General features: G+C 56.0%; 17 protein-coding genes. 10 read left to right on the forward strand and 7 right to left on the reverse strand.

The features are described 5' to 3' along the window. Nucleotides 1-210 precede the first annotated feature (210 nt). On the forward strand, nucleotides 211-3,009 hold the full coding sequence (locus HCH_RS22460; RefSeq protein WP_238384923.1) for an insulinase family protein: 2,799 nt from the start codon (nucleotides 211-213) through the stop codon (nucleotides 3,007-3,009). Between the two features lie 113 nt (nucleotides 3,010-3,122). Here HCH_RS22460 and sbcB read toward each other — a convergent pair whose 3' ends face one another. Then, nucleotides 3,123-4,574, reverse strand: coding sequence for an exodeoxyribonuclease I (gene sbcB, locus HCH_RS22465; protein WP_011398753.1), 1,452 nt, complete (start codon nucleotides 4,572-4,574; stop codon nucleotides 3,123-3,125). Nucleotides 4,575-4,747: 173 nt separating this feature from the next. On the opposite strand from sbcB, the gene HCH_RS22470 reads away from it, so the two are divergent. Next, the gene (locus HCH_RS22470; protein WP_011398754.1) at nucleotides 4,748-5,362 is read left to right on the forward strand and encodes a hypothetical protein; all 615 of its coding nucleotides are present in this window, start codon (nucleotides 4,748-4,750) and stop codon (nucleotides 5,360-5,362) included. Nucleotides 5,363-5,399: 37 nt separating this feature from the next. Here HCH_RS22470 and HCH_RS22475 read toward each other — a convergent pair whose 3' ends face one another. The 4 genes from HCH_RS22475 to HCH_RS35055 all read right to left on the reverse strand — a co-directional run bounded on the left by HCH_RS22475 (nucleotide 5,400) and on the right by HCH_RS35055 (nucleotide 8,702). Then, nucleotides 5,400-6,017 (reverse strand): L-threonylcarbamoyladenylate synthase, encoded by a 618-nt coding sequence (locus HCH_RS22475; protein ID WP_011398755.1) that lies wholly within the window; start codon nucleotides 6,015-6,017, stop codon nucleotides 5,400-5,402. An 8-nt stretch (nucleotides 6,018-6,025) separates the two neighbouring features. Next, nucleotides 6,026-6,349, reverse strand: a complete 324-nt coding sequence (locus tag HCH_RS22480; RefSeq protein WP_011398756.1) for a BolA family protein — start codon at nucleotides 6,347-6,349, stop codon at nucleotides 6,026-6,028. 117 nt (nucleotides 6,350-6,466) lie between these two features. Then, nucleotides 6,467-8,548, reverse strand: coding sequence for an exo-alpha-sialidase (locus HCH_RS22485; protein ID WP_041598865.1), 2,082 nt, complete (start codon nucleotides 8,546-8,548; stop codon nucleotides 6,467-6,469). Nucleotides 8,549-8,573: 25 nt separating this feature from the next. Then, on the reverse strand, nucleotides 8,574-8,702 hold the full coding sequence (locus HCH_RS35055) for a hypothetical protein (protein ID WP_274377821.1): 129 nt from the start codon (nucleotides 8,700-8,702) through the stop codon (nucleotides 8,574-8,576). 446 nt (nucleotides 8,703-9,148) lie between these two features. Between HCH_RS35055 and HCH_RS22495 the strand changes: the two genes are divergently transcribed. The 4 genes from HCH_RS22495 (at nucleotide 9,149) to HCH_RS22510 (ending at nucleotide 14,584) form a co-directional block, all read left to right on the forward strand. Beyond that, nucleotides 9,149-9,835 carry a response regulator transcription factor gene (locus tag HCH_RS22495; protein WP_011398758.1) on the forward strand — a complete coding sequence of 229 codons (687 nt, stop codon included), beginning with the start codon at nucleotides 9,149-9,151 and terminating at the stop codon, nucleotides 9,833-9,835. A 61-nt stretch (nucleotides 9,836-9,896) separates the two neighbouring features. Beyond that, nucleotides 9,897-11,477 (forward strand): FecR domain-containing protein, encoded by a 1,581-nt coding sequence (locus HCH_RS22500; protein WP_011398759.1) that lies wholly within the window; start codon nucleotides 9,897-9,899, stop codon nucleotides 11,475-11,477. Nucleotides 11,478-11,567: 90 nt separating this feature from the next. Further along, nucleotides 11,568-14,174 (forward strand): CHASE2 domain-containing protein, encoded by a 2,607-nt coding sequence (locus HCH_RS22505; protein ID WP_011398760.1) that lies wholly within the window; start codon nucleotides 11,568-11,570, stop codon nucleotides 14,172-14,174. A gap of 194 nt (nucleotides 14,175-14,368) precedes the next feature. Then, nucleotides 14,369-14,584, forward strand: coding sequence for a hypothetical protein (locus HCH_RS22510; RefSeq protein ID WP_158304988.1), 216 nt, complete (start codon nucleotides 14,369-14,371; stop codon nucleotides 14,582-14,584). Between the two features lie 41 nt (nucleotides 14,585-14,625). Here HCH_RS22510 and HCH_RS22515 read toward each other — a convergent pair whose 3' ends face one another. Then, nucleotides 14,626-15,444 (reverse strand): tetratricopeptide repeat protein, encoded by an 819-nt coding sequence (locus HCH_RS22515; protein WP_011398762.1) that lies wholly within the window; start codon nucleotides 15,442-15,444, stop codon nucleotides 14,626-14,628. A 223-nt stretch (nucleotides 15,445-15,667) separates the two neighbouring features. Here HCH_RS22515 and HCH_RS22520 point away from each other — a divergent pair, with 223 nt between their 5' ends. The 3 genes from HCH_RS22520 to HCH_RS32665 all read left to right on the forward strand — a co-directional run bounded on the left by HCH_RS22520 (nucleotide 15,668) and on the right by HCH_RS32665 (nucleotide 18,485). Beyond that, entirely contained in the window at nucleotides 15,668-16,690 is a 1,023-nt protein-coding gene (locus HCH_RS22520; protein WP_011398763.1) for a M14 family zinc carboxypeptidase, read from the forward strand. Nucleotides 16,691-16,692: 2 nt separating this feature from the next. Further along, complete coding sequence (locus HCH_RS22525; RefSeq protein WP_049781058.1) at nucleotides 16,693-17,511, forward strand: alpha/beta fold hydrolase; 819 nt, start codon at nucleotides 16,693-16,695, stop codon at nucleotides 17,509-17,511. Nucleotides 17,512-17,660: 149 nt separating this feature from the next. Beyond that, nucleotides 17,661-18,485: an OmpA family protein gene (locus tag HCH_RS32665; protein ID WP_011398765.1), complete on the forward strand. Its 825-nt coding sequence runs from the start codon at nucleotides 17,661-17,663 to the stop codon at nucleotides 18,483-18,485. Nucleotides 18,486-18,534: 49 nt separating this feature from the next. Here HCH_RS32665 and HCH_RS22535 read toward each other — a convergent pair whose 3' ends face one another. Continuing rightward, nucleotides 18,535-21,081: a bifunctional diguanylate cyclase/phosphodiesterase gene (locus HCH_RS22535; protein ID WP_011398766.1), complete on the reverse strand. Its 2,547-nt coding sequence runs from the start codon at nucleotides 21,079-21,081 to the stop codon at nucleotides 18,535-18,537. A gap of 287 nt (nucleotides 21,082-21,368) precedes the next feature. Between HCH_RS22535 and HCH_RS22540 the strand changes: the two genes are divergently transcribed. Beyond that, nucleotides 21,369-22,583 carry a PilT/PilU family type 4a pilus ATPase gene (locus HCH_RS22540; protein ID WP_011398767.1) on the forward strand — a complete coding sequence of 405 codons (1,215 nt, stop codon included), beginning with the start codon at nucleotides 21,369-21,371 and terminating at the stop codon, nucleotides 22,581-22,583. Nucleotides 22,584-22,591: the final 8 nt, after the last annotated feature.

The raw sequence follows: 22,591 nt of genomic DNA on the forward strand, positions 1-22,591 counted from the left end.
GCGGGCGTGTCTCAGCTAACCGGATATTGGCTTCGCCGGCACAGCAAAAGACTGCAACGGCCCGCCAATTTATCCCGCAAAACACCTATACTCAGTAAATGGCCTTAAGTTATGCGATCAAGAACCCTTAGCGTTGCAGCCGCCGGCACTTTGATCCTGGTTTTTAGTTTTATTTCCGCTTGCAGCGTTCTCAATAAAAGTCCTAACACTATGCCCTCAGTGAACAACAACATAGCCAAGAGCCCGAATGATAAGCGTCAATACCGGGCTGTCACGCTGGACAACGGTTTACAGGCGCTGTTGATATCCGACCCGGAAACCGACAAAGCCGCCGCCGCGATAGATGTGGACGTGGGCAGCGGGGCCGATCCGATTGGACGGGAGGGACTGGCGCACTTCCTGGAGCACATGCTGTTTCTGGGAACGGAAAAATACCCGCAGCCCGACGAGTATCAGTCTTTTATCAATCAGCATGGTGGCTCTCATAACGCCTTCACCGCGTTCGACCACACCAACTATTTCTTCGACGTAGATGCTGACGCACTGGAGCCGGCGCTGGACCGTTTCAGCCAGCAGTTTGTCGCGCCGTTGTTTTCCGAAGCCTATGTCGAGCGTGAGAAAAATGCGGTGCATTCGGAATACACCTCGAAATTGCGGGAAGACAGCCGTCGCTTTTTCGCTGCGGTGAAGCAAGCCATCAACCCCGCCCATCCCATGGCCAAGTTCGCTGTCGGCAATCTGGAAACCCTGGCGGACCGTCCTGGCGAAAATGTCCGCGACGCCCTGCTCAAGTTTTACGAGCAACACTATTCCGCAGACATCATGAAGCTGACCGTCTATGGCAAAGAGCCGTTGGACACGATGGAAGCCTGGGTGAAGGAAAAGTTCAGCGGCGTGAAAAAGCGCGATATCGAACACAACCAGAAACGGCCGCCGCTGTTCAAACCCGGCGCGGCGCCGACACTGTTGTCCATCAAACCGATCAAGGAAAAGCGCTCGTTGCACCTGATGTTTGAGGCGCCGCCGATTGAGCCCTACTTCCACGCCAAACCGGTGTATTACCTGACCAACCTCATCGGTCACGAAGGCGAAGGCAGCCTGCTTTCCTGGTTGAAACAGCAGAATCTGGCGGAGGGGCTCTCTTCCGGTCTGTTCACCAGCGAGGAAGACAGCTCCGTGGTCAGCGTCTCCATCACTCTGACGGAGAAAGGCCAGAAGAACTGGATCAAGGTGATCCGTGATGTATTCACTTACATCAACCTGATCAAGCAGCAGGGCATTGAGGAGTGGCGCTTTCAGGAACAGGCGAAGATGCTGGATATCGCCTATCGCTTCCAGGATCAGGCGGCGCCCATTCACTATGTAAGCAGTCTGGCTGGGCGTTTGCAGGACCACTCCCCTGATCAGGTGCTGCGCGCGCCTTACGCCATGGACGACTATGACGCCAAGGTGCTGAAAGAGTTCGCCGACCGCTTGAGCCCGGAAAATATGCTGGCGGTGCTGTCCGCGCCTGAAGTCGCCACCGATAAAACTGAGCGTTGGTACGAGACGCCCTACAGCGTGCGCGCCTTCACCACAGAAGAAGACGCCGAGATCCGTACTCCGGACCAACAGGCCGCCATTCATCTGCCAGGGCCCAACGAATTTATTCCGGACGATCTCGATTTGCTGGCCGGCCCGGACATGGCTGTACCCGAGAAGATCTATGCAAAACCGGGATATGATGTCTGGTTCGCCAGAGATCGGTCTTTCGACTCTCCAAAATCCAGCTTTTACCTGAGCATCCGCTCGCAACTGGCCAACAAGAGCCCAAGAGATCAGGCGCTGACTGAACTTTTTATCTCCCTGGCCCGTGACGAGTTAAGCGAATATTCCTACCCCGCCTACCTTGCCGGGTTGGATTTCAAACTCTACAAGCATTTGCGCGGCATAACGCTTCGCATAGACGGCTTTAGCGACAAGCAGCCCGTATTGCTGGAACGTATTTTGACCACGTTAAAGCAGCCAGAGCTGCGCGAAGACCGCTTCAACCAGTTCAAGAAGGACATGCTGCGCGATCTGAAAAACGCCATACAGGACAAGCCGTTTGAGCGTCTCGCCTCAGAAGCGCGGACTTGGTTGCTGCAACCTTACTGGACCGAAAAGCAGCAGATTGATGCGCTGAAGAATATCACGCTGGACGACGTACGCGCCTTTGCTCCCACTGCGCTCAAGGATATCAATCTGGTCGCTCTCGCCCACGGCAATATTTCTCGTGAGCAAGCGCTGCACGCAGCCAATGTAGTGGAGAAGCAGTTACTGGCCGACGCCAATATCGTTGAAGTGCAGAAAAGCGCTGTGGTGGACATTCAAGGCGGCGACTGGTTTAAAGAAATCAACACTCCCCATCAGGACTCCGCCTATCTCTATTATGTCCAGGGCCCCGGGAAAACCTATGCTGACCGCGCAGCGTTCGGCATGATCGCACAGATCATTTCGCCGGAATATTACAACGATATCCGCACAGAAGCGCAGATGGGCTATGTCGTGTTCGCCACACCTTATACGCTGCTGGATACACCGGCTCTGGCCTTTATCGTGCAGTCTCCGTCACACACGCCAAAGCAAATCCATACCGCCACCGAGGACTTTATCGCTCGTTTTGCGAAAGAGTTGCGTTTACTGCCCGAAGCGGAATTTGAGAAACACAAAGCCGCACTGAAGGCGCGCCTGATGGAGAAAGATCAAACCCTGGAGCAGCGCTCCGACCGATTCTGGACGGAAATTGACGTTGGCAATGAGCAGTTCGACACCCTGAACCAGATCGCCAGCGAAGTGGACAAGCTCAGCCTTGAACTGCTGGCGGACTACTTCGACAAGCAGTTTGTGACGGATAAGAGCGCGCTGCTGGTGGTCACTGACGGCGACAAAAACGGCGTACACTGGCGTCCTGGAAAAGCGGAGCCGTTGAAGGACAAAGAGAGCTGGCTCAACGCAAACAAGCTGTTTCCGCTTCGAGTCAAATACTGACAGGCTCTGCAGCGAAACTCGCTCCAATAAAAAAGACCCGCATCATGCGGGTCTTTTTCGTTACGCTATCCACTGGCAAGAGTCAGGCGCCGTGGCTATGGCGCTGTCCGGGATCAGAAGTCCATGGGAATAATGGACTCACCGTATAAGTGCAGATCCTGAAGAATGGACAACTGAAACGGCGTGATATCCGGGTTAGCGGCGAGCTGCTCCAGCTTCTTGAAATACGCCTGGAAGCTGATTGAGGCTCCGCTGGATTCCCCGGCTAAACGGTGATAGCGATACCGCTCCCACTTCTCCATTTCCTCTTCGTTCAACGTTCCGGGAAAGTTCCTGGCGCGATAACGGAACAGCATCTCCTGCAGCCGTGGATCTTCAAAAGGCAGCTCCAGCTCCCCCAGCACTTCCGGCGACTGCTCGTGAATGAAAGTCATCAGTTCACGGTCGTTGTTGCTGAAAAAGCCGCCGCTGTAGAGCATCAGGTCCGGATCGGTCTCGCTGTCGTCCATGGGTTCGTTGAACACTTCCGCCACCCGTTGCTGAATATTCTCCGCCTGACGCAACGCCTGCAGGTGCGATCTCAGCTTGTCGCCGTCCAGCTGAAAACCGCGCAATCTCTCCGGGTCCATGGTTTTGAGGATTTTGCTTTCAACCAGAATGGGGCATTTGTTCAGATGCACGACTTTCAGCGGGATACGTTCCGCGCCTTCCGGGAGGTCTTCATTCGACGTGAAGATGCGCTCTCGAATCTTCTCCACTGGCAAGTGCGTCCAGGTGGAGGGATCAGCGCGCAGATCATAGACGATCACGCCGTTGGGATTGGTTGGATGACGCGCAATGGGCGCCACCATGGCGCAGCAGCCTAAAGCCGCCGGAAATTTGGAAGACACATGAAACAGGGGTTTCATGCGTTCGATATCCACCAGCCCTTCCAGAACTTTCTTATTGCGATGGCCGAGCACGTAGTCATACAACTTGGGTTGCGCCGTCTTGATCAGACGCGCCACAGCGATGGTGGCGTACACATCAGACATAGCGTCATGCGCCGCCTCGTGGGTCACGCCATTGGCCTTGGTCAGCTCTTCCAGGCGAAAACTGGGGACGCCTTCTGCGTTCATGGGCCAGTTTATGCCGTCGGGCCGCATGGCGTAGGTAAGCCGCACCATATCGATGACGTCCCAGCGGGAATTGCCGTTGCGCCACTCCCGGCTGTATGGATCGTAGAAGTTGCGGTACAGCGTGTTGCGGGTGACTTCATCGTCGAAGCGGATGCTGTTGTAGCCGACCACACAGGTTCCCGGACGCGAGAACTGCTCATGGATCAGGCGGATAAATTCCGCTTCGCTCACGCCCTCGGACAGCGCCTTCTGTGGCGTGATGCCGGTGATCAGGCAGGCTTCCGGTTGCGGCAATACGTCTTCCGCCGGCATGCAATACATCACCAGCGGCTTTTCGATGGGGTTGAGATCCAAGTCCGTGCGCACGCCCGCAAACTGAGAAGGTCTGTCTCTGCGGGGATCTGCGCCCCAGGTCTCGAAATCGTACCAATAAAAGGTGTCAGCCATTTAACTACTCTGAGTCGTCAATCAGGCGCCCATGTTAGCCAATAGCGCCCCGTTCGTCATGTTGGATTCCCGGCCGATTGCTGGCACAGCATTTGAATAAGTTCTGAATATGTCAGGAATACGCGCTTTCCAATGCCGGAAACAACGCACTCAGAAATTACAAGGTAGCCGTCATGGGTTTAATTCGCACTTTATTTGAATATGGAAATCAGGCGTACGAAGGCCTGAAACAGCCCACCGCCGCCCAGCAGACAAAGGCCGACGCGGCCATGGACAATCTTCCTGAGCCAGGAACCGTGACCCTGTCGGGTCAGCAGCAGGAACAAAGCTCCCGTCCCCGGGTCATGATCAAAGAGTTCCAACAAGGAGTCGGGCAAGATACTGCCTTTGTGCAGCAGACGCTCAGGCAAAAGCTTGCCGAGTATGGCGTCACCAGCGTACGCGGACAGGTTCGCCTGGGACGCAGCGAAACCGGCGCGCTGGAAATTTCCGGCGCGATTCCGACAGAGGCCAAACAAAAGATTGAAGCGGATATCAATCGCAACCCGGATATCAAGCAAACATTCGTACGTCTGAGCAATCAGAAGCCCGCACTGGATTACGTGCAGAACGTCATGCGTCTGCAGAATGCCTATGGGGGCGACAACTCGCTATTCAGTTCGTTGCTTTCCTCCAACCCACAGAACAATTCCCTGCAGGACATCGTACAGCGCTTTCACAAAATGGGGTCCGCCGCCGCGGAGATGACCGCAAACTCCGGCTCCGCCTTCTCCATCTCCATCAGCTGATCACGTCAGCCGCCGGCGATACCGGCGGCGCATTCTCTCAGAAACTGGAAACGTCGCCCGCGCCTTCCCGCAAGATCACCGGCGCATCGTCGGTCAGGTCAACGACGGAGGTGGGCTCCATGCCGCAGAAACCGCCATCGATGATCAAGTCCACCGCATGCTCCAGCATCTGACGGATCTCATAGGGATCGGTCATCGGCATTTCTTCGCCGGGCATAATCAAGGTAGAGCTCATCAACGGAGCCCCTAACTCCTCCAACAACGCCTGCGCAATGCGGTTATCAGGCACCCGGATGCCGATTTGACGCCGCTTCGGATGCAGCAACCTGCGCGGCACTTCCGAAGTCGCCGTCAAAATAAAGGTATAAGCGCCGGGGGTATGGTTTTTCAGCAGTCGATAAGTGCTGTTGTCCACCTTGGCGTAGGTGGAGATATCGCTCAAATCCCGGCACACCAGCGTAAAGTTATGCTTATCGTCCAGGCGGCGAATGCTCTTGATGCGGTCGGCGGCGTTTTTATCGCCGATGGCGCATCCCAGCGCATAACCGGAATCCGTGGGGTAAACGATAACGCCGCCGCTGTGGATGATTTCCACCGCCTGGCGAACCAGGCGGGCCTGCGGGTTATCCTGATGAATCTGGAAGAACTGGCTCATTGACCGCCCTACTCCGTTTTGGCTTTTTTACTACCGCCCATGCAATTGGGCGAGTCTGGGGCCTGGCCTTTTTCCAGCCATTCCTGCGGGGTGAAGGTATGCAGCGCCAGCGCGTGAATGCCTTGCTGCATCAACTCGCCCAGCACTGCATATACTTTCTGGTGCCGTTGCACGGAACGCATGTCGGTAAATTGCGGCGTCACCAACACCACTTTGAAATGGGTTTCCGAATTAGGGGGGACGCTGTGCATGTGGCTTTCATTGATCACCTCCAGGTGCGTCGGAGTGAAAGCCTCTTTTAACTTATTCTCAACAGAGATCTGGATTTTCATATTTTATTCAGCAGATAGGATTAGACAGCAAGCCGCCGCGACGGGACCCGTCGCGGCGTAGATAATGACTACACTATAAACCACTCCGCCGCATTCGACGAGCGGAGCGACCACCGCTTATCTCACTGTGACGCCGGCCACCACTGGATAAGGCTCCGCGCGATTGGCCGCATAGTCCCGCATCCACACTTTAAAGATGTACTTTCCCGGCGCGACGACATTCCCTGTGCCGGAACGTCCGTCCCAGTCTATCGCGACACGGCGTTCGCCAATCAAAGGCTCCCGATACAGCTCTCGCACCAGAGAACCGCCTCGCGCCTCGTAGACATATACTGTCGTCAACGCGCCTTCATTGAGATCAAACTCCAGGCGCGCCTTGTCGTCTGATTGATCTCCATTGGGTGTAATCACTTCCGGCGTGACGCTGATATTCGCCCATTGCGGGGCGACGGTGTCCACAATCACCCGCAACTCGCCATTTACACTGATTCCCTGGGTGTCTGTGGCTGACAACGCAATCACATAACGATCATCCGCCACCTTAACGCCGCTGAAATCACGGCCGTCCCACACTTTATCAAGCGAAACGCCGCTGCCTTGTTGACGAAACAATTCCACTCCATCCCGGTTTTGATAACTAAGCGTCCAATCGAGATTCTTGTTGAAGCTTGCTTTAAGCGTGACGTTATCGCGCCGTCCATCGCCATCTGGACCAAATTCCGCATAGTTGGACTCATAGCTCAACAATTGCGGCGGTTCCGAGTCTGATACGGTGTTCACGCTGAAATACACTTCTGCCGGAGCCGCCGCCACGCCGTCCAGATCCACGCCAGTAATCAAGAACCGATAAGAGCCGTCCGGAGTGACTACGCCATTGTGGTCCAGCCCATCCCAAGTCAAGTCGAAGCGCTCTCCATTGCCGCGAAACACGTTCACCGGCTCATCCTCCGGCGTGAGGACAGAGGCCTCCCATTGCAGCGGAGCGGTGAAATCGGCGCGTACTCTCAACGTGTCATTGGAGCCGTCGCCGTTTGGACTGAAGGGAGAGGGCTTGGCGGTGGCGTTCTTGATCGCCGCCAAGCCCTGCATCCCTCGCGCCACGATAATCTCAAAATTGCCACTGCGATTATCGTCCCAGGCGACGAATATGCCGCCGGACTCATTGACCGCCACCCTGGTCACCAGGGACCCCAATTCACTGGGAGATATATTGGCGGCGGGGGAAAACGTCAGGGCTCTGTCTGTGGAGTAGGCGAACATCGCTTCGTAGTTGCCCGGGGTCGTATCCTGCCAAACGACATACAACACGCCGTCGGTATCCGTGGTCAAATCCGGGCCGATTGAGGAACCCGGATTACGGCTGATGTTGCCGGGCGGCGCAAAATGCTGCCCGCCATCCTCAGATCGCGCCACATATATCTCCGCCTCATCATTGATCTGCTCACTCCAACCGATGTAAACATTGCTGCCCGCATCCGCCGCCAGCGAAACGGAAGATGACGCCGCACTGCTAGCGGAAATACTCACCGGCCGGGAGAAGCTGCGCCCGCCGTTTCTGGAATACATGTGATAGATATTCTGTGCGTTGGTCCAGGCCACGTGGATACGCCGATCTCCTCCCGCCGTCATACGCACGCTGGAGACAAAGTTGGCTTTCATCTTGGCGACTTGCTGAAAACTGTCGCCTCCGTCCACGCTCTGGGTCACTATCACTTCTTCCGTCCCGGTGTCGGTCCAGGCCACATAGATCACGTTCCCCGAGTCCACCAGAATATCCGCCCGCACCGAGGCGCTGTCGTCCCCAGAAAGGCTGACGGCCTGGGAAAAAGTTTTGCCGCCATCCTCCGAACGCACGTAAAGAATCGTAGAGGCGCCGTACAAAGTATCCTGCCACACCACATGCACTCGACCGTGAGAGTCCACCGCCACATCCGGCGCGCTGGATTGGCCGGAGGACGACGACAATTGCTTCGGCGGCGTGTAGTTTTCACCTTTATCGCGAGAGCGCGCGAACATCACTTCCTTCACCCCGGAACTGTTATCGTCCCAGGTTACAAAGAGATTATCGCCTTGGGTCACCAGGCTGGGGTTAAAACTCAAACCATCTGAATAGGACAGATTTACAGGCGGGTAAAAATTAATCTCCGCAAGAGTGGGTACAGCAAAGGCCGTCAACAATGCAAAAAGGGCCAGACGCAAATGAAGTTTACATCCTGTTTCTCGCTTAAAAGTCCTTATTACTTTCATTTTCCTTCTCCACAGCGACCATTGCGGTCACCGCTATTTCCTTATATTCGCCGTCCATCCCTTGTTCAGGAAGTCGCGAAAGGCGAACTGCGCGCTTCGCTTGCATACTGGAGACCCTGATCGCCGGTCCCCGCGGCCACTGCGCCCCTCGCCTTTGGACGGTTCCATTACCTGCTTGTTCGCCTGCCACCACAGCGAACGCTCTGGCGCGGAATGCTGCGGCCATCCCTGGGATTGGTCCACGCCATGGCAGGGTTTTCGGGACAGTCGCCAGCGCCAATAATATATCCAACTTGCCCACGAGGACCATGGCTACGGCCTGCGATGCAAAAAGTAGCTTGTTGTTACATTTTTAAATTGCTCACAAAATCCATTTCAGTTGAAGTAGACCTTGCCCTAGTCCGGCTTTTCGCAAGGTTTGCAGTCTTCTGAAAAAGTCTCCGAAACTGGTGCGGTTCAACCCTGTACGCACATTTTTCGGCAAAAGTTAGCGAGATTGGTGGTTTACTGCCAAACTTAGATATACATCAAACAGTTAGACGAACGCAGACTATGAAAATCGGACTTCTAGAAGACGACCAGAATCTGGCGGACCAGCTATTGCTAAATCTGCGGAACTCAGATTTTCAATGCCGCCATTACAATACGGGGAAAGATTTTTTATTCGCCGTCACCCATGACAGCTTCGATTTGCTCATTATGGACTGGCAACTGCCGGATATGGACGGCATCGACATCCTCCGCAAAGTGCGGCAGCAGCAGGAATGGCCAATCCCGGTGCTATTCCTGACCCAGCGCGAAGCGGAGGAAGATATTATTGAGGCGCTGGAGGCCGGCGCCGACGATTACATGGTGAAGCCGGCGCGACCCGGCGAACTCATCGCCCGGCTCAAGGCGTTGAGTCGGAGAAACCGCACGGAGGAGAGCGATGCCGAAGAAGCCAGCTACGGCCCCTTCAGCATCAACCACAAGAAACGGACCATTCAACTGAACGGCGAGCCGCTGACGTTGACGGACAAAGACTTCGACCTGACCACGTTTTTGTTCGAAAACAAAGGCCGCCTGCTGTCGCGCAAGTACCTGCTGGAGCGGGTCTGGGGCGTTAGCAGCGACATCAATACCCGCACCGTAGACACGCATATGAGCCGTCTGCGGCGAAAACTGGGAATCAAACCGGAAAACGGATTTCGCATTAAAACCATTTACCAGCACGGTTATCGGCTGGAGGAAGTGGAATAGGTCGGCTTTGTCCGGGTATCGCGGCCAACGATTGACAACACTGCGAATATTGGGAGTCTGATTGAAACAGAGCAAACGCCACTTGCTGTGGTTGTGGTTCCTGTGCTGGTTCTCCTGCGCCGGGTTGGCTCAAGAGCCCGACAAGATGGAATGGACCTACACCACCCGCCCCAACGACAGTCTGCAAAGCATCGGTGAGCGCTTTCTTGCGCCTAATCGCGGCTGGGATGCGCTCATGCGTTATAACAGTCTCAACGACGCCTGGTCGCTGACGCCCGGCACTCAGCTGAGGATTCCTGTGGCCTGGCTGCGCCATTATCCGCAATCCGCGTCACTGCTTAATCTGCGCGGCAAAGTATGGCTGCGTAAAGCGCACACCTCCCATTATGTGTTGGCGACACAGGAAGCCAAACTGGAAATCGGCGACGAAATCAAAACTGACGAGGGGGCGGCGCTGGTCGGTTTCGCGGACGGCAGCGAACTGACTGTCTCCCGCCAGTCCATCGTGATCTTCAATACTCTGACTCATTACGGCGATACCGGCATGGTGGATACGCGGTTGCGTCTGCTGCGAGGCAAAATGCAGCAGAAAGTGACGCCCCGCCGAGGCCCTGCTTCCCGCTATGAAGTCTCCACGCCGTCCGCCGTAGCGGCGGTGCGCGGCACAGCTTTCCGCTTGCGGGCGACCTCTGAGGTTACGGTGGCGGAAGTCACCGAGGGCGTGGTGGAAGTCTCCAACGCCACCGCCTCCCGCAAACTGTATAAAGGACAGGGCGCCACGGTGGGCTCCGGTTCCGCCTTCTATGAAATTCAACTACCGGAAGCCCCGGAGGTATCCGCTTCAGCGGTGTATAACGCCGCGCCAGTGAAGTTGAGCTGGGCCCCAGTGACAAACGCGACGGCTTACGTTATCGAAGTGTTTAAAGGCGATGGCAAGGAGCTGCCGGTTTTTTCCCAGCAAATTGACGCTCCCCTGGTTGAATTGCCCGACCTGGGCAATGGCGACTACCGTTTACTGCTTCGCGCGGTGGACCCGGGAGGATTGGAGGGCGTGGATACGGAAGTGCGCTTCAGGGTGGAGCAAAAGGCGGAGCCGGCGCAGCTGATTACGCCGCTGACCGGGGCGTTGCTGCGAGAGCCGCGCCCCGTCTTCCGCTGGCGACTGGACACGCCAACTCAGATGTCCAGCCTTGAAATCTCCGCCGATCCTCAGTTCACCGCCCTCTACACCCGCACCCCCTTCTCTTCCATCTCCAGCGCCCAAGCCGAACGTAACCTGAACGCAGGCGAATATTTCTGGCGCATCGCCACCCTGGCCGGCGGTGACGACTTTTCCTATAGCGAGTCGCGGAGATTCACCATTCTGGGAAAGCTTGACGACACCCACGTCATAGCGGTGAATTATTTTGAAGAAAAAGCGAAAGTGTTCTGGAAAAGCGTGGCCAATGCAGACCGGTATATACTTCAGTTGGCGGAAGACGAATTTTTCAACCGGGTCATCGAAGAGCAACAGGTGGAGAAAACCTCCGCCAACCTCCGTCTGACTCCGGAAAAGACATACTGGATTCGCATCAGACCGGTGGCGGGACCACTCTACTCCTCCAACTTCGGCGCGACCCAGGCAGTCAGAATAGAGCCGTAGGCTCCGCCCGCCCCGTTATCCGCATGAGGCGTACAGGGCGCAATCAACGTCAGGAATAATTAACTCACAACAATAAAGGGCCCTTATGGGATGACCCCAGGCAAACCTGATGCGCAGCCCAACCCGCCCCCCAAGCGGGACAACGTTTCCCAAGTTCGCCACAGCCGCGGCTTCCCCGTCACCGAGCGTTATCTCTTCGCCGCTATTCTTGTGGGTCTCTGCTTCCTGCTGATTTCCAGCGGCTGGATGCAGCGGCTGGACTACCTGTTTTACGACTTCTGTCTCAAGGTGCGCCCCATCAGCACCAGCACCTCCAGCGTCATCGTCGCCATTGATGAAAAGAGCCTGCTGGAATATGGTCGCTGGCCCTGGCCGCGAGACCGTCACGCCGCTTTGATCAAACGCCTGCGCAACTCCGGCGCCCGCGCCGTGGCGTTCGACCTGCTGCTGTCCGAACCCAGTTCTCCTGAAGCAGACCAGGCTTTCGCCCAAGCCATGGCGGAGGCAGGCAAAGTGTTTCTACCTTTGCATATTGATCATGTCGGCAATACCGGCCGCCTCACCGAGATTCTTCCCATCGCTCAGTTCATCGATACCGCGGAGGGCCTGGGACACGCACAGATGGAATTGGACGCCGACGGCATCGCCCGCGGGCTGTATCTGTATCAGGGCCTGGGAGACAGTCATTGGCCAAGTCTGGCGCTATCGGTGCACCAAAACCTGTATCCTGACAAGCGCCAGAAGAAAGAAGAACAGGATAACGGCGGCGCCTTCAACATCCGCGAACAGTACCGCCTGATCCCGTTTATTGGAGCGCCAGGCAGCTTCCCGACGTTATCTTACAGCGAGGTCATGCATGGCGAGCTTCCTCCTGACTATTTCCAGAACCGGGTCGTATTTGTGGGCGCCACCGCCGCCGGCCTGGGCGACATCCTGCCGACGCCGGTGTCCGGCGCTTCCACCAGCATGGCGGGTGTGGAAGTGCACGCCAACGTCTTCGAAGGTCTGGTGCGCAATAATATGCATCGCCTGATTTCCCCCACCTGGCAATATCTGTTGTCGCTCAGCCTGGTGCTGATCGCCGCACTGGTGTATCCACGGGTGTCGCCGGAAAAAAATCTTCCGTTAACTCTCGCCCTGGCGTTGTCAGTGCTGGTGTTCAGTTACTTGCTGCTGGCGCTGGACCACCAATGGTATCCACCGGCGTCGGTCGTACTCTCCCTGATATTCGCCTATCCATTCTGGAGCTGGCGACGCCTGAGTCGCCTCAATCAGTTTCTGAATCAGGAATTGAAGCGACTGGAGGAAGAGCCGCGTCTGCAACAAGGCGACATCTATGACTCTCCCCAACAGTGGGCGCAACAAGTCACCCGCCTGCTCAAGCCCGCCCTGTGGGAGTTTCGCGAAATCGCCCCGGGAGGGCAGCAGCGCATCGATATAAACGCCGATGCGGGCATGATGGAAATCCTTCTGCCGGTATCCGACGCCGTCGGCAAAATGGCGCTATACATGCGTTTCGAAGATCACCCGGACCAGCTCCAGCAGGCCGCAGACTATCTGCAGCGTCTATATCCCCGGCTGATGCAGAAAACCACTCTCCGCCAGCCATCCAGCGAGCTTATTGACCGTCGCATCTCTCAGGTGCGCTTCGCCATCGCCGCCATCCGCGACATGCGCAAGTTCGTTTCCGAAACCATCGCCAACATGCCCGACGGCGTGCTGGTGGGCGATGAGGTCGGCCGCATCCTGTACCTGAATGAACACGCCAGCCGTTGGCTGAGCGCCAATGCGACCACCAACGCCTATATCGCCGAATGCATGCCTATCGCCAATAAGTTCACGCCGGCGCTGTGGGATTCGGTGGTGCGCAAAGTGCTGGTGGAAGGCGAAGCCCAGTCCATGGAATTGCACACCCGCAATACCGCCGTACTGATCTCTCTGGCGCCGATGCGCTTCACTCACTTGAACGCCAACGGCATTATCGTCAATTTCTCCGACATCACGCCGATCCATGAGGCCCAGCAAAAACGTCTGGAGACCATTCACTTCATCTCTCACGATCTGCGCGCGCCGCTGGCCTCGCAACTGGCGTTGCTGGACACCCTGAGCGCAGCGTTGCCTGACGCCAAACTGGCGGCCAAAATCGACGCCGCCCGCGAACTCACGCAAAAGAGTCTGGCCATGGCGGAGGCGTTCCTGCAACTGGCGCGGGTGGAAGCGGCGGATCATATTCATTTTTACGATTGCGAGCTGTTGGACATCGTGGATAACGCGGTGGACTCTATCTCTCCCAGCGCCCTCACCCGCGGCATTGCGGTGCAGGTGTACTGCGAAGAGGACTCACTGCCCATTAAAGCCAATGCGGACCTGTTGGAGCGGGCCCTGGTCAACCTGTTACAGAACGCCGTCAAATTCACGCCGCAGAATCACAGCATCGAATTGAAGCTGGAAAAAACCGACGCAGGCACGTTGATCTACTTACGCGATCAGGGGCCTGGCATCGCCGCATCAGAAATCCCCTACCTGTTCGAACGTTTTCGCCGCACCCATGCTTCCGAACAGCAGGGCGTGCAAGGCAGCGGCTTGGGGTTGCGCTTCGTCAAACTGGTTATCGACCGTCATGGCGGAGCCATCCGAGTAAACAGCGTGTTGGGGCAAGGGACGGAGTTCGTGATCGAGCTACCTGACGCAGTGTGACATCAGCCCACATTTGACAGTGTTTCACAGAAGCCCGCTTTCGCATTGGGTGTTTTCGGAGATACTTGAAGGAAGCCTCCTGCAAACAGCGCTTAGATACACATATGTCAGCGCCCGAAAGTCCTTTTATGATCCGATTTTCATTTTACAAAACGGCCCTGATTGGCCTGAGCATCATACTGGCGAGCGCAATCGTGTCCAAACTGCAAGGAACGCCGCCAATCAAGGAACAGAGATACGATTTCAGCCTGCCTCAGGCGAATCTGGAAAAAGCGACGCCGGTTAGCGCAGTGTCGTCCGCATGCGCTTATTCAGAAACCTGCAGTGAAGAAGTGAAATGGTCGCGTGCGCCAGCCGTCGCCCAATCCAAGCCAGCCCCTCCCATCAAAGCGGACAATCCGATCCGTTAGAAACGCGGCGCGGAGTCTGTTAACCCCGCGCCACGCCATTATCAGCTTTGCAGCAGTTTTATCAGTTCCGTCATGGCGCGACTCAGTTCATCCACCGCGTTTTTGTTTTCCGTAATCATCAGCCATTTCTCATCCTGATTTTCAGGGTTCCATAGCCAACAGGCGCGCTGATTCAAGTCGCAACCGGAGCGAACGTAGGGGTCCACGCCAAATACTTTAAAGCGAGAAATATTGTGGCTGACGTTCGCACTCAGGTAATTGGTTTCCTGCAGTACGATTTCATTGCGTGTATTAACGCTGACGCGATAAACAATACCTTCCTCTTCATTCAGTTTGCGTATGCGGGAAGGCGTGTAAACGTTGGCGGCCAACAAACTGTTGATGTGCTGCACCAGCGCGCTCTGGTCGGAGCCCGCCAGATAAAGTCCTCGCAGCTTTTGCAGGTATTCGCCGCTGCCGTTATCCACCACTTTGCTCCAATCGATGGACGTGGATTCCGCAGTCTGCCTGGCCGGCTTGAGCTGATCGTCCAGGCGAGTAATGGAGCGCAGGCTCTCTTCGTAATACTCGCCTTCACCGCCAGCGAGGTTGACGTAGCGAACAAAGGCTTCGCGCGCTTTTTCGTATTCACCCGACTTCATGGCCACACGTCCCCGATAAAAGTAGTATTGAACCGTTGGCGTGATGTTGAGTTCAGAAACCTTATCCAACGCTTCCTGCGCCTGGGCGAACCTTTCCGCTTCGATGCTCTCTTCGGCGACAAATAACAATCTGCGCATTTCATGCTCCGGCGCCAGGGAGTCCGCGTTAGCCTGACAGGCGAAGCTGAGCGCTAAAATCAATAACGTCCGACGAAACATTCTATACACCTCATACATACTTACTACCGAATTATAAGCATAGTTACAGATCGGCGGCTAAGGTTTAACGCAATTTTCATTCTTTCAGGCGATTACGTCACAGTACTTTCATGTTTACAGCATAGGCTCTACCCTTTCTTGAAAGGATGTGACGCTGTTTCCCTCCTGACGATTGCGTTACAACGCTTGGCGGACGTCTGACTGAATGGGACCTCTCAGCTTTATGTATCCGAAAATACATTTTCCGGTTAATGAACTGAATAAAATCCAGCAGTTAATTGAACTTGGCGGGGGCAATGTCCAGCATGAAATCCTGGATACCGTTGAATTCCGCGGCTACAGACTGCCGCTGTACCTGATCAAAGTCGGCGCTGCCGGCCCTGACAAACCCGCGCTGGCCCTCACCGGCGGCGTTCACGGTCTGGAGAAAATCGGCACGCAGGTTATCCTGGCCTTCATGGAATCCCTGCTGAAGCAGTTGACCTGGGATGAGGGACTGAAGGAAGAACTGAATCATCTACAGCTTTATTTTCTTCCCGCCCTCAACCCTGCCGGCATGATGCGTAAGACCCGCGCCAACGGCAATGGGATTGATCTGATGCGCAATGCGCCGGTGGACGCCGAAGCCCGCGTCCCGCCATTACTGGGCGGCCACCGCCTGACCACGCGCATCCCCTGGTATCGCGGCCAGAAGGGTCAGTCTATGGAGAAAGAAGCCGTCGCTCTTTGCGACTTTATCCGTGAACGCCTGTTTCCGGCGCCGTTCAGCATGGCGCTGGACTGTCACTCCGGCTTCGGTTTCAACGATCAGATCTGGTTCCCATACGCATACAGCAAAGAACCGATTTTTCACCTGCCGGAAATTTTCGCACTGCGCAACTTACTGTTCGAAACCTATCCAAATCACGTCTACACCTTCGAACCGCAGTCCCGGGTCTATACCTCCCACGGCGATTTATGGGACTACCTGTATATGGAGGCGAAAACCGCCAACCGTTTGTTCTTGCCCATCACTATGGAAATGGGGTCCTGGCTTTGGATCAAAAAGAATCCGCGCCAGCTCATCCAGTTGCTGGGATTTTTCCACCCCGTACTTCCGCATCGACTACGCCGCGTATTGCGCCGCCACCTCATATTCATCGACTTTCTGAAAAACGCCGTGCGTTCTTACGGCAACTGGCTGCCGGACAAACGCCAACGCAAGCACTATGAACTGGCGGCCTTATCCCTGTGGTATGAGTCCTGATTATGAACCAGGCCCATGATTTCCCGGCGCACGATCAATATGATTTGATCCTGCTGCGGGGATGGATGCGCGACGGCCGTCACTGGGAGGGCTTCGACACCCTGTTGCAGGACGCCATTAATGAAAACGGCCTGGACGTGCGCGTGCAGACCCTGGATATCCCGGGTAATGGCGTCCGTAACACAGAAACCACTCCGGCCACTATCGCCGGCATGATCTCCAGTCTGCGGGAGCGCTGGGAAATGCGTCGTCCTCTGGTGTTGGTGGGTTTATCCATGGGCGGCATGCTGGCGACGCAATGGACCTACGATCATCCTGAGGAAGTTGCGGGACTGGCGCTGATCAACGCCAGCATGCGGCCCTACGGTGCGCCTTGGAACCGGCTGCGGCTGCGGGTATGGCCCAAGGTTGTGCAAGGGGTCGGCGTCACCGCCGCCCGTCGGGAGAAACTGATCATGCAGCTCACGCTCTCTCCCTTACTGCGCACCCGTGACCGCTTGCGTCTCTGGACTGGTTGGAGCCGGGGGCGTCCGGTGCGCACCGTTAACGGACTACGTCAACTAACAGCGGCGGCGCGATTTAGCTGTCCGTTTGATTTTGCGCCCCATCGTCCCTGCCTGATTGTATGCAGCCTTGGCGACAAGCTGGTGGACCCAAAATGCTCCATCGCCATGGCGCAGGCCTGGCAAACCCGTTGCGTCACTCATCCCACCGCCGGCCACGACCTGCCAGTGGAAGATCCGCACTGGTTACGTCAACAGTTGCTCAATTGGCTCACGCCGTTGTGCGCGCAGGCAGAGGCCACACAGCTTCTCACTTGAGCAGACAAGCAGCCCTCCCATTCATAGTTCATAGCGTCCGCCACATTTGGTCATGATTCGTCAGCGCATTGCCCTGGAGCCCCCATCCCCACGCCTGATTTCGTTGTTGTAATGACAATCACAAAGCAACAACAGAACAGGACAGAGACATGAAACACCCCGTACTGACCCCCAATAAATTCACCCGCATCAGCGCCACTTTGTTTTCCGTGGCCATGATCGCAGCCTGCAGCTCGCAAAATCTAACGCCAGAGGCTTCACCTTCCGAAGACTTTGCTGTAAAGTCAGCGGCCCATAACGTGGAAGTCGCCGACAATAATAGGGATGTGTCAACTTCGGAAGCCGATGAGCTGTACAGCTACGGTTTATCCCAGGCCGATGACAACCCAGAAATAACGACATCGAAAGCCGCTGAAACAATAAACGCCGCCGGAACACCCACCGACAGCACAACAACCGAAGTAACAAGCGCCTCGACCACGGAGGGAAATGATATGACTGTTCTAGTACTTGACGATGCGACAGCCGCAGCCCTGGAAAAAGAGTATGGCGGCGCAAACCAGTTCGCAGGCGTCGAACCACCTCAACCCCGCGTTATCTTCTACCCATTGGAGAAATCCAACCTGAACCAGGAAGACATGGCGGCTCTGAAGCAGCATGCGGATTTCCTCAGCGTGCATCCCAACTACCAGATTCAAATTCACGGCCACACCGACGCATCCGGCCAGGCGACATACAATGAACGTCTGTCAGAGGAACGCGCCCTGCGTGTAGCGGATTATCTGTTGAACAACGGCGCTCGCCCCGAGCAGGTGGAAGTCTTCGGCTGGGGAAGTCGCGAGCCGTTACTGACCTCTTCTCATCATGAGAAGAACCGTCGCGTCGAGTTGATTTACCTGAACGATCAGGTGGCTGTGTTCGGCGCGCCCCAGATCATGGAGCATAACGCCCCGGAAGTCAGCGAGACATTCTAAGTTCTATTGAACGGCGCCTGGCGGTTATCATTGGCCGCCAACGCCCGCTTCAACTCCCCTTGCCTTTTGCGATCGGCCCCATGGGTTGGGGCCGGTCATAAAAGAAGCCCTGCAAAACCGGAATCCCCAGCTTCACCATTCGGCAGGCGATATCCCGGCTTTCCACACACTCAGCAATACAATGCATGCTGCGTAAGCGGGCGATTTTAACCAGAGACTCAATCACAATTTCCGCAGATGGATCTTCCAATACCCGACGCACGAAACCGCCATCCAGCTTGACGTAGTTCACCGGCAATTCACTCAGATAGCCGTAGCTGGCGGAGCCGCTGCCAAAGTCGTCCAGAGCGAAGCGGTAGCCCTTCTGCGCCATGCTGCGAATGATCTCTCGCGTCTGGGCGATATCGGCCAGCGCCACGCTTTCCGTCACTTCAAAGCAGACGCGGGAGCGATCAATACGATATTTCTCCGCCCAGCCTTCCACCTCTTTGAAAAAGCCATGGTCGTTAAATGTGGCGCCACTTAAATTGACGTTATAGATAAACTCCAGCCCTACGCTGCTGGACATACGTCGGAACAATGTTTCCGTCACCCAGCGATCAATGATGGGCATAAATCCGAAACGCTCCGCCACCGGAATGAAACTGCCCGGACTGACCATTTCATCCTGTCGCCGCAGGCGAATCAATACTTCACACCCCGGCATGTCCACCGCGTCGCCGTTCTCATCAACACAAAAGATACCCTGTTGATACAACTCAAAGTGACCAAGCTGAATGGCGTTTTTCAACTGCGACAACCACTCCAGTTCACCGTGATAACGCATCATGACCGTATCGCCGGCATGGTAGACCCTGACTCTGTCGCGTCCGCTCTCCTTGGCCTGATAGCAGGCGATATCCGCGCGGGACAGCACCGCGTGACGGCTGTTGTCCTGATCCGTGATGAAGGTGACGCCAATGCTGGCGCCTACGGAAAACACCAGGTCTTCGTAGGCTAGCTGGTAGTGTGAAATGGTCTGTCGCACCTGCTCCGCCACCGCCAGCGTCTGCGCCTCAGTGACGCCTTCAATCACCAGCGCGAATTCATCGCCGCTGATGCGCGCCAGCATGCCGCGCTCCGGCGTGCTCTTGCGCAGCAATGACGACAGTTTTTTCAGCAACAAGTCGCCCACTTCGTGACCGCAGGTGTCATTAATCAGTTTGAACTGATCCAGGTCAATGTACAGCAGCCCCGACACCAAATGAGTGTCATTTTCGCTCAGCAGCCGATGTAAATAGTTGTCCAGGGCGCGTCGATTGGGCAGGTCAGTCAGGGGATCGTGCAACGCCTGATGCTCCAATTGTCGACGCAACCGCACTTCATCGCTGATATCCCGCAACACAATCACCGCGCCATTGCAGAGTCGATCTCCTCTGCCGCCACCCCCTACGACGCGGCGAATGCGAATTTCCAGGGTTCGGGAGCCATCTTCGGCGGACTCGAAGGCATAACTCTCTATCTGCGCATCGCGCTGGGTCTGCGCCAGGAAAAACTCCACCGGATTGGCGGGATGTCTGGGCTCTTTCAGGGTCTTGAGAGGACAAATCACCACGAAGGGCTTCTCCATGGCCGCGCGCTCGCTCCACCCGGTCAGTTGCTCCGCCATAGGATTCATAAACATCACATGGGCGCGCTCATCGACTTTGATCACGCCATCGCTGATCGACATCAGCGTGGTGCGCAGCCGGTTACGCTCTGTCGCCAGCATGCTGCGGATAGTGCGGTTGGTTTCGAAGTTGGCGGTCACCACATAGGCCAGCAACGTACAGGTTCCGACGAACGCCATTTTCACGCTGATCATAAAGTCGCTGGAAACGCCTTGCGCACCCTCGCCCAACACCAGCGCCGCCAGAGCCGTCAGGCTAAGACTGGCGCCCTGCTTACCCAAAGTGATGGAGGTATAGACGACATAGGGCAACAGCAGAAAAAACAAAGTCCACGCCTTGTCGGGAATAATCACGAATGCGGCGGTGAAGAACATCGCCACCCAGGAAGTCTGAGTCAGCCAGCGCAACACCAGTCGGTAGCCGGATGGCGGTTCTATCCACCAGAATCGAATCAATGGGGTGAGAATCATGATGCCGATGGAGTCGCCCAGCCACCAGGTGATCCAGGTCGCTCCGGCCTGACTGGGAGTGATCAGCCCACTGGAGAGTTGTCCCGCCACGCCTAATCCCGCGCCGAACAACGGCGCCAGCAAGGCGGCCAGTCCAATGAAGCGCAGACTGTCGCCAACGCTGCTGAGATAAGGGGTGATGCCGAAGTAACGGATCATCAGCATCGCGCAGGCCACTTCACTGAGCTGGCCAATGCCGCCGATAACGCCGTTGAGTATGGATTGATGCAGGGACATCGCCGCCAGCAATTCGCCTGCGATGATGACCGGCGACCAGCGCCAACCGCTGAACCAGATCATCGCCAGCGCCAGTCCTGAAGGCGGCCACAAAGGCGTAACGCCGCCGTAGTACACATCCAGCAGCAGCCCCAGGCGTCCCCCCAGGTAATACAGCGCAAGCAATAGGACAAAGTTGATGGAGTAGCGAATTAGCTGCATGAGCCGTTGATTTCTTTCTCCGGGAAAATCATGCGTTATAAAAACTATATGTCATACAGCCAACTTTTCTAACTTTACGCTCCCTGTTTCTCCAGTCTGCGAAAAATCATTGCAAGCTCAGCCGCAACAGGCCGTAGATTTACATAGCGGCCAGCGCTGCTCAATAGGCCATTTTGTGGTGGCGGGAAGGATAATTTTCGTCTATCTGTTAAAGACGCGCCCTTTGAAAAAATCAAAAAGCCGACAATGCTCCAAACCAACCGGACATCACTTCGGGAGACTTCTGCATGGAATTCAACCAGTATCTGACCGTTCTGGCCAAGAATGACGGCTCCGATCTCTACTTGAGCACCGGCGCGCCCCCTTGCGCCAAGTTTCATGGCAAATTGAAGCCTATCGACAAGACGCCCCTTCCACCTGGCAGAATCATGGAAATCGCCAACGCCATCATGGACGAAGAGCAGCGCGAGCAATTCGCCCATGAGCTGGAAATGAACCTGGCGTACAGCATCCCTCAGGTTGGCCGTTTCCGGGTCAATATCTTCAAGCAGCGAAATGAAGTATCCATCGTCGCCCGTAATATCGTGACGGATATTCCCAACGCTGACAGCCTGGGGCTGCCCCCTATCCTGAAAGAAGTATTGATGTCGAAGCGGGGGCTGATTCTGTTCGTCGGCGCCACCGGCTCCGGCAAGTCAACCTCTCTGGCGGCGCTGATTGACCACCGCAACAGCAACAGCGGCGGCCACATCATCACGATCGAAGACCCGGTGGAATTCATCCACAAACACAAGAAAAGCATCATCAACCAGCGCGAAGTGGGCGTCGACACGCGCAGTTACCACAATGCGCTGAAAAACACCCTGCGGCAGGCGCCGGATGTCATTTTGATCGGCGAGATCCGCGACCGGGAAACCATGGAGCACGCCCTGGCCTTCGCGGAAACCGGACATCTGTGTATCTCCACCCTGCACGCCAACAACTCTAACCAGGCGCTGGACCGCATCATTAACTTTTTCCCAGAGGAGCGCCGCAACCAGTTGCTGATGGATTTGTCGCTTAACTTAAGGGCCTTCGTGTCGCAACGACTGGTGCCCACCATTGACGGCAAGCGCACCGCCGCCATTGAGATTCTGCTGGGCACGCCCACGGTCAGCGAGCTGATCCTGCGGGGCGATATCGACGGCATCAAAGAGATCATGCAGAAGTCGGAAAACATAGGCATGCAGACCTTCGACGCCGCTCTGTTCAAGCTGGTGCAGCAGGAAAAGATCAGCGTGGAGGAAGCCCTGAAAAACGCCGACTCCGCCAACAACCTGCGCCTGCGCATCAAACTGCACGCAGGGGTGGAGGTTCCCGCCAGTCTGGGCGATGAGAAAGTCGAGGACTCAGGTCCGGAAGAGTTGGCCGCCAAGAAACCCAGCGGCGGTTTTTCTCTCAGTCTGCAGGAATTTGAAGAGGACAACGAAGAAGGCAACGATCCTTTCAAGCCTAAAAATTGACGCCCCAC

The organism is Hahella chejuensis KCTC 2396 (assembly GCF_000012985.1).
Lineage (GTDB): Bacteria > Pseudomonadota > Gammaproteobacteria > Pseudomonadales > Oleiphilaceae > Hahella > Hahella chejuensis.

Bases quoted from the DNA above. Each gene is read 5' to 3' on its own strand.
- HCH_RS22460 (WP_238384923.1), top strand. From the start codon at position 211: ATGCCCTCAGTGAACAACAACATAGCCAAGAGCCCGAATGATAAGCGT.
- HCH_RS22520 (WP_011398763.1), top strand. From the start codon at position 15,668: ATGTATCCGAAAATACATTTTCCGGTTAATGAACTGAATAAAATCCAG.
- HCH_RS22495 (WP_011398758.1), top strand. From the start codon at position 9,149: ATGAAAATCGGACTTCTAGAAGACGACCAGAATCTGGCGGACCAGCTA.
- HCH_RS32665 (WP_011398765.1), top strand. From the start codon at position 17,661: ATGAAACACCCCGTACTGACCCCCAATAAATTCACCCGCATCAGCGCC.
- HCH_RS22525 (WP_049781058.1), top strand. From the start codon at position 16,693: ATGAACCAGGCCCATGATTTCCCGGCGCACGATCAATATGATTTGATC.
- HCH_RS22475 (WP_011398755.1), bottom strand. From the start codon at position 6,017: ATGAGCCAGTTCTTCCAGATTCATCAGGATAACCCGCAGGCCCGCCTG.
- HCH_RS22470 (WP_011398754.1), top strand. From the start codon at position 4,748: ATGGGTTTAATTCGCACTTTATTTGAATATGGAAATCAGGCGTACGAA.
- HCH_RS35055 (WP_274377821.1), bottom strand. From the start codon at position 8,702: ATGCAAGCGAAGCGCGCAGTTCGCCTTTCGCGACTTCCTGAACAAGGG.
- sbcB (WP_011398753.1), bottom strand. From the start codon at position 4,574: ATGGCTGACACCTTTTATTGGTACGATTTCGAGACCTGGGGCGCAGAT.
- HCH_RS22505 (WP_011398760.1), top strand. From the start codon at position 11,568: ATGACCCCAGGCAAACCTGATGCGCAGCCCAACCCGCCCCCCAAGCGG.
- HCH_RS22540 (WP_011398767.1), top strand. From the start codon at position 21,369: ATGGAATTCAACCAGTATCTGACCGTTCTGGCCAAGAATGACGGCTCC.
- HCH_RS22515 (WP_011398762.1), bottom strand. From the start codon at position 15,444: ATGTTTCGTCGGACGTTATTGATTTTAGCGCTCAGCTTCGCCTGTCAG.
- HCH_RS22480 (WP_011398756.1), bottom strand. From the start codon at position 6,349: ATGAAAATCCAGATCTCTGTTGAGAATAAGTTAAAAGAGGCTTTCACT.
- HCH_RS22535 (WP_011398766.1), bottom strand. From the start codon at position 21,081: ATGCAGCTAATTCGCTACTCCATCAACTTTGTCCTATTGCTTGCGCTG.